At 31.3% G+C, this 12,081-nt stretch carries 10 protein-coding genes; 4 read left to right on the top strand and 6 right to left on the bottom strand.

What is annotated here, in order from left to right; translation table 11 throughout:
* Positions 1-11: 11 nt before the first annotated feature.
* Both EQ921_RS08790 and EQ921_RS08785 read right to left on the bottom strand, forming a co-directional pair.
* A complete protein-coding gene (locus EQ921_RS08790) occupies positions 12-848 on the bottom strand; it encodes a twin-arginine translocase subunit TatC (RefSeq protein ID WP_128152596.1) in 837 nt (278 codons plus the stop codon).
* A 40-nt stretch (positions 849-888) separates the two neighbouring features.
* Entirely contained in the window at positions 889-1,851 is a 963-nt protein-coding gene (locus EQ921_RS08785; protein WP_128331371.1) for an SIS domain-containing protein, read from the bottom strand.
* A gap of 89 nt (positions 1,852-1,940) precedes the next feature.
* On the opposite strand from EQ921_RS08785, the gene recQ reads away from it, so the two are divergent.
* Complete coding sequence (gene recQ, locus EQ921_RS08780) at positions 1,941-4,142, top strand: DNA helicase RecQ (protein ID WP_128152598.1); 2,202 nt, start codon at positions 1,941-1,943, stop codon at positions 4,140-4,142.
* A 211-nt stretch (positions 4,143-4,353) separates the two neighbouring features.
* Here recQ and EQ921_RS08775 read toward each other — a convergent pair whose 3' ends face one another.
* Together EQ921_RS08775 and EQ921_RS08770 are read right to left on the bottom strand one after the other, a co-directional pair.
* The gene (locus EQ921_RS08775) at positions 4,354-4,968 is read right to left on the bottom strand and encodes a deoxynucleoside kinase (RefSeq protein WP_128152599.1); all 615 of its coding nucleotides are present in this window, start codon (positions 4,966-4,968) and stop codon (positions 4,354-4,356) included.
* Positions 4,969-4,978: 10 nt separating this feature from the next.
* Positions 4,979-5,818, bottom strand: coding sequence for a hypothetical protein (locus tag EQ921_RS08770; RefSeq protein ID WP_128331370.1), 840 nt, complete (start codon positions 5,816-5,818; stop codon positions 4,979-4,981).
* A 93-nt stretch (positions 5,819-5,911) separates the two neighbouring features.
* Here EQ921_RS08770 and EQ921_RS08765 point away from each other — a divergent pair, with 93 nt between their 5' ends.
* The 3 genes from EQ921_RS08765 (at position 5,912) to EQ921_RS08755 (ending at position 8,009) form a co-directional block, all read left to right on the top strand.
* On the top strand, positions 5,912-6,379 hold the full coding sequence (locus tag EQ921_RS08765; protein WP_128331369.1) for a hypothetical protein: 468 nt from the start codon (positions 5,912-5,914) through the stop codon (positions 6,377-6,379).
* A 519-nt stretch (positions 6,380-6,898) separates the two neighbouring features.
* Positions 6,899-7,732, top strand: coding sequence for a 50S ribosomal protein L11 methyltransferase (gene prmA / locus EQ921_RS08760; protein WP_128152602.1), 834 nt, complete (start codon positions 6,899-6,901; stop codon positions 7,730-7,732).
* Positions 7,722-8,009 (top strand): ATP-dependent Clp protease adaptor ClpS, encoded by a 288-nt coding sequence (locus EQ921_RS08755; protein ID WP_128331368.1) that lies wholly within the window; start codon positions 7,722-7,724, stop codon positions 8,007-8,009. Before prmA ends, EQ921_RS08755 begins: the two co-directional genes overlap by 11 nt.
* A 77-nt stretch (positions 8,010-8,086) precedes the next feature.
* On the opposite strand, the gene EQ921_RS08750 is transcribed toward EQ921_RS08755, so the two are convergent.
* Both EQ921_RS08750 and EQ921_RS08745 read right to left on the bottom strand, forming a co-directional pair.
* Positions 8,087-8,857, bottom strand: coding sequence for a glycerophosphodiester phosphodiesterase family protein (locus tag EQ921_RS08750; protein WP_128331367.1), 771 nt, complete (start codon positions 8,855-8,857; stop codon positions 8,087-8,089).
* Positions 8,858-8,882: 25 nt separating this feature from the next.
* Complete coding sequence (locus EQ921_RS08745) at positions 8,883-12,041, bottom strand: TonB-dependent receptor (RefSeq protein ID WP_128331366.1); 3,159 nt, start codon at positions 12,039-12,041, stop codon at positions 8,883-8,885.
* Positions 12,042-12,081 lie beyond the last annotated feature (40 nt).

The following is a 12,081-nucleotide window of genomic DNA, read 5'->3' as shown; positions in this document are numbered from 1 at the left end:
AATTTAAACCATTAAGATTTTAAAACTTCTTTATTATCTGATAAATTTCGTTTATATACTACGGCTGAAACTAAAATACTGGCTTCGTACAACATATATAGAGGAATAGAAGCAACCAGCATGGAAGGTATATCGCCGGGAGTAATAAAACCTGCTAAAATCAAAATAACAATTACAGCATGTCTTCTGTAGGTTTTTAAAAATTTTGGAGTCAGTATACCTACAGCAGTTAAAGCATATACAATTACAGGTAAAAGAAATACCAATCCCATACCCAAAACGGTTTGTAACAAAATACTAATGTAATTGGAAAGGTCTATCTGTATATTGATAGTGTCCGAAATATTGAAAAAATACCCGAAATGCATAGTTAGAGGAGTAATGAGAAAATATCCAAAACAACATCCGAAAAGAAATAAAAAATAAGTTGATAAAAAAAATGTCAAGGAATTTTTCCTTTCATTAGGTTTTAAACCAGGAGCTATGAATTTCCACATTTCATAAATCACATATGGAAAAACCAAGATAAAACCTCCGACAACAGCCACATAAAAAGCTGTATTTAACTGTTCAAATATTCTTCTTACTAAAATCGGAAAATGAGCTGGCATGCTAAAAACTTCTTTAGATCCAAACAAACCACTCACCGTGTTCATTATTCTGAATGTTATAAAATCATTTTGAACAGGACCAAAAATTATATGATCCATGACAAAATGCATTTTATATCCTACTAAAGCAGCTCCTGCACAAACAGCAACCAAACAGCGAAGTATATGCTTTCTTAAAACCCCTACATGGGCTAGAAATGGCATTTCGCCAGTATTGATTTTTTTCTTTTTACTCATCTGTTACTTTATAAAAGTTTACGAAGTTATAATTTTTTTATTATTTAAACCCTTCGTCTAACAAAGTATGTAAATCTATAATACCAATATATTTATCCCCTTCTAATACAACCAACTGACCAATCTGATTTTCACGCAGCTCTTCGAAAGCTTTACTAGCCAGTTCGTCTTTCTGGATGGTTTTAGGATTCAATGACATAATATCCTTAGCAGTTAATTCATTATAATCAATATCTTTGGACAAAGTTCTTCTCAAATCTCCATCAGTTATGACCCCTTTAACAACATCATTTTCTATAACGACGGTTATTCCATATGAAGAGTAAGTCAGAGAGTTAATAATTTCTTTTAAATGGGCTGATAAATTTACTTCCGGTTTTCGATCCTGTTTAATCACTTGTTCTACTTTCAAAAGTAATTTTTTACCTAATGCTCCCCCCGGATGAAATTTAGCAAAATCAGAAGATGTAAAATCACGGGCTTGTAATAAGGCAAGAGCTATAGCATCTCCCAAAGCAAGTTGTACCGTTGTAGATGTGGTAGGGGCTAAATTATTAGGATCTGCTTCTTTTTCTATATGAGTATCAAGAAATATATCGGCATATTCTGCTAAGATACTATTTTTGTTAGCAGTCATAGCTATTAACTTGGACGAATAATCTTTAAGAAAAGGGACTACCTCAACAATTTCAGAAGAAGTTCCACTGTTAGAAATACAGATAACAACATCATCATTTGTAATTAATCCCAGATCTCCGTGCTTAGCTTCTGCGGCATGTAAAAATTGCGAAGGAGTTCCGGTAGAATTAAATGTAGCTACGAGTTTGTTAGCAATATGAGCGCTTTTACCTACCCCGCAAAGAACTAATTTTCCTTTAGAATTCAGAATGCATTTTACAGCACTTATAAAATCACTACCTAATCGGTTATATAAAGATTTCAGTTCTGTAATTTCAAACAAAATAGTTTCTTTTCCGGCTTTTAATATATTTTCATTTTCCAAACTAAATAATATTTTTTTGTATTTTGAAATTAAATTGTATTTTTAAACTTTAATAATGGCAAATTTAATTAAAAAACTAAAGTTAAAGAATGAAATCTTTAGAAAAAGACTTACCTAAGTCATTAAAAAAGTATTTTGGTTTTAATTCATTTAAAGAGCCGCAGGAACAGGTTATTTCCAGTTTATTGGAAGGGAACAATGTATTTGTTTTAATGCCAACAGGAGGAGGAAAATCTTTATGTTATCAGTTGCCGGCGTTAATATTGGAAGGAACAGCTATAGTAGTGTCTCCTTTGATAGCTTTAATGAAAAATCAAGTTGATGCTGTACGGGGCATTTCTTCTCAGGAAGGTATCGCCCATGTGTTGAATTCATCTTTAAATAAAACAGAAATTAAAAGAGTTAAAGATGATATTACTTCCGGAACAACCAAATTATTATATGTAGCTCCGGAATCTTTGACCAAAGAAGAATATATTGATTTTTTTAAAACTATAAAATTATCTTTTTTTGCAATAGATGAAGCGCATTGTATCTCTGAATGGGGTCATGATTTCAGGCCAGAATATAGAAATCTGCGGACTATCATAGAAAAAATAGGGAAAACGCCTATTATTGCACTTACTGCTACCGCAACACCTAAAGTGCAGGACGACATACAGAAAACGTTAGGAATGACGGATGCCAAGGTCTTTAAATCTTCATTTAACAGACCTAATTTGTTTTATGAGGTAAGACCTAAAGTTAATCCTGAAAAACAAATCATTAAATATATAAAAGATAATCTGGGAAAATCAGGAATTATTTACTGTTTAAGCAGAAAAAAAGTTGAAGAGCTGGCGGAACTTCTCAGAGTTAACGGAATTAATGCATTACCTTATCATGCAGGATTAGACGCAAAATCCAGGGCTACACACCAGGATAAATTTCTGATGGAGGAAGTTGATGTAATTTGTGCAACTATTGCTTTCGGTATGGGTATTGATAAACCGGATGTTCGTTTTGTTTTTCACTATGACATTCCTAAAAGTTTAGAGAGTTATTATCAGGAAACAGGTAGGGCAGGAAGAGACGGAGGCGAAGGCCATTGTATAGCATTTTATGATTATAAGGATATTGAAAAACTTGAAAAATTTTTAGCCGCTAAACCTGTTTCGGAAAGAGAAGTAGGCTTACAGCTTCTTCAGGAAGTAGTAGGATATGCTGAAACCTCAATGTCCAGAAGAAAATATCTACTACATTATTTCGGTGAAGAATTTGATGAAATAAATGGTCTGGGAGCAAAAATGGATGATAACGCATTGCATCCTAAACCATTAATTGATGTATCTGAGCAGGTGTCACAAATTCTTTCTATAGTAGAAAAAACCAAAGAAAAATTAAAATTGAAAGATTTGGTTAATGTTGCTATGGGAAAAGAATCTGTAATAACTAAATCCTATAAATTAGGAACGGAAGATTATTTTGGTATAGGTAAAGATAAAACTGACAATTTCTGGAAATCAGTGATTAGGCAGGCCATTGTTCATGATTTTTTAATTAAAGATATAGAAACTTACGGAGTATTAAAACTTTCAGTTTCAGGAAAAGAATTTTTAAAAAATTCAAGAGAAATATTAATGGCAGAGGACATTGATTTTGAAAAGGAAATTGATGCACAGAATCAGATTGCTGTTCAGCCTACAGGAGGAGGGAATGCTCTTGATAAAAAGTTGTTTGATGATCTCAAGGATATTCGTAAAAAAGTTGCGAAAAAAAATAATATTCCTCCTTTTGCCGTATTTCAGGATCCCAGTCTTGAAGATATGGCTTTTCAATATCCTACCACATTACAGGAATTAGCTAATGTTTTTGGTGTTGGTGAGGGCAAAGCCAAGAAATTCGGAAAAGAATTTGTGGAGTATATTGCACAATATGTAGAAGAAAATGATATTGTACGTCCAGAAGATTTGGTAATAAAACATGTTGCAAATAAATCTTCACATAAAGTATTTATTATTCAAAGTACTGATAGAAAACTAGATTTGATAGATATAGCCAAAGCTAAAGATCTTTCCATGGATGATTTATTGAGTGAAATGGAAAGTATTGTTTATCAGGGAACTAAGTTAAATATTGATTATTATGTTGATGAATTGTTAGATGATGATCAACAGGAGGAAATCATAGACTTTTTAATGGAGTCAGAAAGTGATAAGATGTCCGTTTTGTTACAAGAGTTTGGTGATGATTATTCTGATGATGAATTACGAATTATGAGAATCAAGTTTATAAGTGATGTAGCTAATTAATAAATTACTTTAAAATTATATTTACAAATCTTTATCTTAAATTTCTATTTAGTAAAAATCGGAATGTAAGATGAAGTTTTGTTTTATCAGATATATTTTTATTATTAGCATATAAAAAATATTATAAAGTTTCTACCTTATTAGTTTTATATTAATCAAAAATGATAATAAACTATATCTACAAAAAAGTAACAATTTAACTCGCGTTATGCTAAAACAGGCCATGGATATTAGATTCCACCTGATCGATAATTAGTCCCAAATGTTCTTTATTGTCAACAAAATCTATTTGATCAACATCAACAATCAATAATTTTCCTTCTTTATAACCAGAAATCCATTCTTCATATTTTTCGTTAAGACGATTCAAATAATCTATGCTGATAGAGGATTCATATTCTCGCCCTCTCTTTTGTATCTGACTTACCAGTTTTGGGATCGAAGCTCTAAGATAGATAAGTAAATCCGGAGCCTGAATGTAATCTTTCATTAAATTAAAAAGATTAAGGTAATTATTAAAATCCCGGGTCTGCATTAATCCCATCTCATGTAAATTTGCCGCAAAAATATATGCATCCTCATAAATAGTACGATCCTGAATAATGTTTTTTTTACTTTCTCTAATTTCTTTTATTTGATTAAAGCGAGAACTTAAAAAGTAAATTTGGAGATTAAAGGACCACTTTGCCATGTCAAAATAAAAATCATCCAGATAAGGATTGTCATCCGCATCTTCAAACTGAGCAATCCATTGGTAATTTTTGGCTAATAGTTGAGTCAAAGTAGTTTTTCCAGCTCCTATATTTCCGGTTATTGCAATATGCATGGGTTAAGATTTAAATTTCTGATTTCAGAGTGTAAAGATACATAACCTTAGATTTCCATAGAAATAATTGATCGTTTAATATATAATAATTTTCAGCCTTTGCAGGGAGTTTAATCTTTTTAGGTTCATTTTCAAAATCATAGGAGTAAAAATAATTTTTATCAATCCATTCGAATTTGTTCTCATTCCAGAAATAATAATTTAAATCCGGAATATCAAAATATTGAACCTCACCATTCATATTATTTTGACGAATAATTCTAAAGTTGTTAAGAGAATCTTGTTTAGAAATCTTTTTAGCTAAAAGGTAACGGCTGTATTTCGTCGCATAAATGTCTTTTAATTGAAAATCTTTTAGAATTTTGCCGGTTAAAGAATTAGAAAATACAAGATTTTTATCATTCCTGTAATCATATTGTATAAAAGAACCGGAATTAAATTCATCAAAATAGGTCAGGTTTTTATTATCCTGAACATATAAAAGTTGTGAGTTAATTATCTGGTCAGGCAGTATTTTCACAGGATCCTGAGTAAGATTTAGTTTATCATCAAAAAATTCCAATGTTTTATTTACTTTGTCCCACATAACTACAAATAAGGAATTAACAATAAATATTTTTTTTGTAGGATTGAAATTTTCAAGAGTATATTTTTTAAAATCCTGGGTTATTTTTATGAGCGAATTATTTTGGTAAGAGGCAAAATATAAAGAATTGAAAGCATCTGATTGTAATAATATATAACTATCAGGAATATCGATCGTAATACTATCTTTTAAAGTAAAAATTTGTGCTTTTACTTGAAAGTTATAAGAAGAAACAAAGAATATCAATACTAAAATAAACTTCATAAATTATATTTATAATAGGTAAAGATAAACAAATACTTAATTATTACATGTTTTTATATTATTATATTTGCGGAAATTATAAATAAATAAATAATGAATACTTTTCTTTGGATATTTTCAGCATTAGTGGTTTTAGCTGCAATATTACTTTATTTTATAGCTAAAAATAAAAAGCGAGCTGTTACAATAACCACAGATCTGGAAAAGAAAGAAGTATCCAGACCATTGCAAAGATTCATCACAGTTATTCAGGAATTCGAATTCAATGTAAAAGGGACTCAGGATAATGCACAAAGAACAAGCAGAAACCGTCAGATGCTTTTATTGGATATGGGAAGCTACGATGAAGTTATTCTTCAGCAGGATAGAGACAAATTTAACGGCGAGATTGTAGTTTTAAATGAACAAGGATATGATTTGGGGTATCTGGGTGATGATGATAAAATGAAAATTTCTCCTTACATGAATAAAGATTTATATAAAATTGAATCTGGTGTTAAACGCTTTTACAGAGATGAAAAAGGTGAAAATCTGTCAATATATGTTACAATACTTGAATAACGAAATTGTTTCTATTATACGTAAATAGACTAAAATCATGCATTTAAATATTGTTTTTAATATAAAATTTCAAATATTTTAGTTTTTTTATACGTTATATTATAAATGAAAACACTGAAAAAAAATATGGTATAAAATATCTTTTTTAAAATTTTTTTGACATATTTGTTATATAATATGTTTTTTTTTATCAATTGAGGATTTCCTCATTTTTATTTGAAAATTTCTTCCGAATTTTGCTAATAAGTTGAAGATAATACTTCTTCTCATAGACAGGAAAGTAAGATTGATTATAGTAAGAGAATTTTGAATTTAAGTTAAAAGCTGGGCTCTAATGTAACATTAAAAACTTTATTATTTAATCGACTAAATTAAGAGTGCAATAAACGAAATAGTGTACTCTTTTGTTGATTTTCTTTTCAGGGATTCGGATGTTTTTTGATTTTTTAAATTAAATAGTAGTTCTGAGATTTTTCCATTTCTTGTTTTTAATTAAATTTGCGTTCGCAAATAATATATATGAAGTATATAGAATACCAATTTTCGGTAAAACCTCTGAATCCATGGAAAGATATTTTAATAGCTTATCTGGCTGAATTAGAATTCGAAAGTTTTGTTGATTCAGATACAGGTTTTATGGCTTATATTAAAGAATCTTCAGATGACGAACAACTTGTAAAAGAACTTCCTGTTTTATCCTCAGATCAAGTCGAAGTTACCTATCAAAGGCAAAAGTCACCTGATATTAACTGGAATGAAGAATGGGAAAAAAACTTTACACCTGTAAACATTGAAGATCAGGTTTATCTCCATGCAGATTTTCATCCTAAAAGAACTGATATTCCTTACCCTATCATTATTGAACCTAAAATGTCTTTTGGTACAGGTCATCATGAAACTACCTACAATATGATCCACGCTATGTTGTCTATGAATTTTGAAGGCAAAGATGTATTGGATATGGGAAGTGGCACCGGAGTTCTGGGTATTTTTGCCAAAATGAAAGGAGCTAACTTTGTGGAAGCTATAGATATTGATGAGTGGTCGTATGGTAATGCAGTGGAAAACGCTACGAAAAATGGAATATCCATTCAAATCAAATTAGGGGATGCAAGCCTTTTAGGTCATCATAAATTTGATATAATTTTAGCTAATATAAATAAAAATATACTTTTACAGGATATAAATATATACGCGGAAAATTTAAATGCTTCCGGTCAATTATTGTTAAGTGGCATATATGAACATGATTTTGAAGATATTATCAATGAATGTGAAAAGTATGGCTTAAATTTTGTTCAGAAGTGGTCAAAAAATAACTGGATTTCAATATTATTAACCCATGATTTATAATAATCAGCCTAATTGGAAAGAACGAGAGAATGTAGATACATTAGTGGAAGAAGAAACTCCACATGTAATAGTTCTTCATAATGATGATGTTAATACATTTGATTTTGTAATCGATAGCCTGATTGAAGTATGTGGTCATAGTTTAGAGCAGGCCCAGCAGTGTACCTATTTGGTTCATTACAAAGGAAAATGTGAGGTTAAAACAGGCTCTCTTGAAGATCTCATTCCCATGAATAATGCTTTATTACGAAGAGGTCTGTCTTCAGAAGTCGTATAACTGTTGATATAATAATATAAAAAACCTTACTATCCGGTAAGGTTTTTTTGTTTTGATCAAAAAATTGAAAGGTTAATTTACTTAATTAAAGATGAAGGCTGTTGCAAATTTTTAAGTCTTACTGGTGCATCCGTCGTTATAAAATCTATTTTTTTATCAATAAACAGATGCATGTCATTATCTTCATTAACAGTCCATACATTAATTTTTAAACCCATTTCTTTTGCTTCCTGTAACCATTCAGGTTTAGAGATTAATAAAACTTTATAATAATAATCGATCCCTGTTAACCCTATTTCTTTGATTGTTTTCGGACTTACATCGCTTCCCAAATAATATATTTCAGAATTCGGATTTTTAGATTTTAGTTCTTTACAAATATTCATACTAAATGATATGAATTCAATCTGTTTTTCAAGATTATATTTTTTTACTAAAGCCAAAACTTCACGAACTGCTCTTTTTTCGTTTTCTTGTTTTTTATGAGGTTTAATTTCTAAAATTAATTGTAAATCCGCAAAAGATTTACCCAAAATGAGATATTGTTCCAGTGTAGGAAGAATTTCTCCGTTTGGAAGTTTTAAGTTACTTAGTTGGGAGTAGGGTGTATTCTCAATTACATGACCTTGTATGTCATCATCGTGATTTACAACAGGGATACCATCTGAAGTTATTAAAACATCAAATTCAGAACCATAAACTTTTATTTCGTTTGCTTTGGATAAAGATACCAGAGAATTTTGTGCACTGCCCGCAGTATCCCAGTAACCTCTGTGTGCAATTACACGTGTTTGGGTATAAAACAAATTTATATTCATGAATAATAAAATTACAATCGCGTTTTTCATTGGATAATATTAATTGATTATGTTTTTAAAAATTATATCGAATACCTATCTGTATCTGATAAGGGTTACCGTTTCTAGAAGAAATACCGGCATTAGGATTAACCGTGTAAACGAACTCCTTTTTATCCGCATCAAAACTTTTTATAGAATAAATATACTGCTTACCCAGAAAATATCCAGCTCCCCAATCTTTATTCAATAAGTTCAAAAAATTAAATATGTCTACAGACAGCTCAATATTTTGAGTTAATATAGTTTTAAATTTTTTAGATATCCTGAGATCGAAAGTGCCGTAAAATCGATTAACACCACCATTTCTTTCAGCAATTTTACCATAACTTTTTTTGATGTAGTTTTTAAAACTTTGTTCAACTTTCGGGTTTGCCAGAATGGCATGTAATCCTTCTCTGATATGGGCAGGTGTTGTCAAATCATCAGGATTATAAATATATGCTAAATCATTGGTGGACACAAAATCACCATTTACATTTCCGTTTACAGCTAATGAATACCGGGTACCTCCGAAACCTGAAAATCTAAGTCCTATATTAATGCCCCAGAAAGAAGGAGAGGTTCCGTAAAAAATAATTTTATTGCGAAACTGATTATCAGAATAGGTCATATTCCTAAGATTGCGAGGATCTTCTTTAACCATTAAGGATAAGGTTGCAGAATTAGCTACATTTCCATTATAAGAAGTATTATCTTTAGAATCATTCCATGTATAGCTAAAAGAAAACTGTCCGTCTTGATGATATTTATAAGAAGTATCAAAAATAAAAGCAAATTGATTAATTTTTCCTTGACTAGTTAGTTCCAGAACACGGCCCACCTTGCTGGTTTTTCTTCCGGTTGTCCAGTCTGTAACACCATTCACAGGATTAATACCAGATACAGGAACATAGACAGCACGGTTTGCTTCAGAAGCAATTCTGAAAAAAGGTTCATCTACCATATTTCTATCGATATACATATAATTATGACGTGCCAGTGTAGTATAAAAGCTGAGTCCGATTTTAAACCTGCTGTTAAAAAAATGAGAGTAGGTAAAGTTTGCCTTGTAAACTGTAGGAACTTTTGCATTTTTTGCATTGGTATTAATAGTTGTCATACGAGGAATGCTGGGGTCTGACAAGAGATTTTTTCCCGGAGCCGATAAAGGATTTTCTCTGTAGCTTATAAAATCGGGTGTAGGTACAAAACTACCGACAAGGTCTACAGAAGACATACGGGATCCATCAAACACCATATTATTTATTAATGCATAATTATTTATGTCTGAACCGAAAATTCCCCCGCCCAAACGTAATATATCTTTATGCTGATTATCTATATCCCAGGTAAACTGTATTCTCGGTTGAAATTGTAAGGTATTTAGCTTATTATTGGTTTTAATACCTAGTTCTTCAAAAACTAAAGGGTTAAATCTTCCTGTATTCATATAATCAGTATAATCAAGTCGAATGCCGGCTGTCATTTGAAACCCGTTGAATAATTGTGTCTGAAGTTGTCCATAAACTCCTGATGCAAGAATATTTTGTTTGACCCTTTCTTCATCCGAAGTATATATTTCTCTGGTATATCGATAGGGTTTCATGGTATCAAAATTATCCAAACCTGAAAAATAGAACCGACCATTAGCTTCGCTACCATAACGTGAATTCATATGGGTATACATCAAATCAATACCCAGAGTATATTTAAAACGATCAGTAGTGTAGTATACATTATCGACCAATTGTATCACATTGTTATAAAAATTTTCAGGTATATATCGTTGTCCTCCCAGCTGAATAGATGTATAAGCCATTTTTCCCTCAATTTCAGATTCAACTCTTTCTACAATAGCTCTGGGTATGTTTTGAGATGGTAATTGTTTGTTAGGAGATGTTTTTTCAGCTGTATATAAATGTTGTATTTTAAGCTCATTTGTCACTTGGGTTGAAAAGACGGAGCGGAGGGAAGCCATTAAACTATTGTCTACAGATTTAACATCTCCATATACCTCATATAAATTTATAGATGTGTTATCGCCGATTGCCTGATGATTACTATCGTTTATGTAATTATTACGAAGCGTAAACAAATTAGTATCATTAAGTTGCCAATCCAACTTAAAAAAAACTGCATCTGTACCTTGTTTTTTATTAAAAGCTCCAAATTGAGGAGAAGAAGCTACTCCGTATTTATTTCTGGCAATGGCGAGATATCTGTCTAAGGTTGTTTGGGAAACATTATATCTTTTTTCATCCTCTATACTATGAATATCTGCGATGTAAATCGGACGTTTATCATCCTGATGATCCCAGGCAATAAAAAAGTGAGCTTTATTTTTGATTATCGGACCGCCAAGGGAAAAGCCGTATTGGTAAGTTGAGAAATCAGCCTTTCGTTTGTTTCCTCTTATATCGTATGGACTGGAAAGCCAATCAGCTCTACCAAAGGTAAACAAACTACCTTTAAGTGTATTCGTACCAGATTTTGTCACCGAACTTATGGTTCCGCCACCACTTCTTCCGTAGGTTACATCGTATTGATTGGTTACAATTTCAAATTCTCTTATAGCTTCCATCGATATAGCATAGGGACCTCCGTTACGATTAGTACTACCTCCGGAAGTTGGGTTTTTAGCAGTCATCCCATCTATTGTGAAATTTACGGAAGATCCTAACTGCCCTGATAAGTTGGAACCACTGCTTAAGGGAGATAAATCTGTTAGAGAAGTATAGTTTCTTCCATTAACAGGTAAACGAGCCAGATCGGTTGCCGTTACGGAAGTAACCGCGCCTATTTTAGCTATGGTTTTAGTTACAGGAGCTGCATTGATTATCACTTCTTCTAATTGAGAAAATTGATCTTGTAAATTAAAATCAACAGTAAGTTGATCTCCCTGATTAAGTATAAATCCCTTTTCTTCCCATTCTCCGCCGTTATCGTCTGTAACTTTTAAATTGTATGGCCCCCCCAGTGGAAGTTGCTGAAAATAATATTCACCTGTAGTATTAGTTTGTGTTCGTGTACTAAAGCCAGTTGATTCGTTAACCAGTTCCACCCATATAGAGCTTAGGTTTTTATTATCATCTACCAGTATTTTACCCTGTATACTACCATTAATTCCCTGAGAAAAAATTTCATGACAATAAAAAAGGCAAAAGACAAATATTATTCTTAAAAATATTTTCATAGCTGTTTTTTATGCTGTATTGTTATAGCAAATCTATTAT

It is taken from the genome of Apibacter sp. HY039 (genome assembly GCF_004023655.1).
In the GTDB taxonomy this organism is placed as follows: domain Bacteria; phylum Bacteroidota; class Bacteroidia; order Flavobacteriales; family Weeksellaceae; genus Apibacter; species Apibacter raozihei.
Note: the sequence above shows the minus strand (reverse complement) of the source record. Positions and strands in the feature narration are given on the sequence as shown.

What these genes read in the sequence shown, in the direction of transcription:
- EQ921_RS08790 (WP_128152596.1), bottom strand. Translation starts at nt 848, where the DNA reads ATGAGTAAAAAGAAAAAAATCAATACTGGCGAAATGCCATTTCTAGCC.
- recQ (WP_128152598.1), top strand. Translation starts at nt 1,941, where the DNA reads ATGAAATCTTTAGAAAAAGACTTACCTAAGTCATTAAAAAAGTATTTT.
- EQ921_RS08775 (WP_128152599.1), bottom strand. Translation starts at nt 4,968, where the DNA reads ATGCATATTGCAATAACCGGAAATATAGGAGCTGGAAAAACTACTTTG.
- EQ921_RS08770 (WP_128331370.1), bottom strand. Translation starts at nt 5,818, where the DNA reads ATGAAGTTTATTTTAGTATTGATATTCTTTGTTTCTTCTTATAACTTT.
- EQ921_RS08765 (WP_128331369.1), top strand. Translation starts at nt 5,912, where the DNA reads ATGAATACTTTTCTTTGGATATTTTCAGCATTAGTGGTTTTAGCTGCA.
- prmA (WP_128152602.1), top strand. Translation starts at nt 6,899, where the DNA reads ATGAAGTATATAGAATACCAATTTTCGGTAAAACCTCTGAATCCATGG.
- EQ921_RS08755 (WP_128331368.1), top strand. Translation starts at nt 7,722, where the DNA reads ATGATTTATAATAATCAGCCTAATTGGAAAGAACGAGAGAATGTAGAT.
- EQ921_RS08750 (WP_128331367.1), bottom strand. Translation starts at nt 8,857, where the DNA reads ATGAAAAACGCGATTGTAATTTTATTATTCATGAATATAAATTTGTTT.
- EQ921_RS08745 (WP_128331366.1), bottom strand. Translation starts at nt 12,041, where the DNA reads ATGAAAATATTTTTAAGAATAATATTTGTCTTTTGCCTTTTTTATTGT.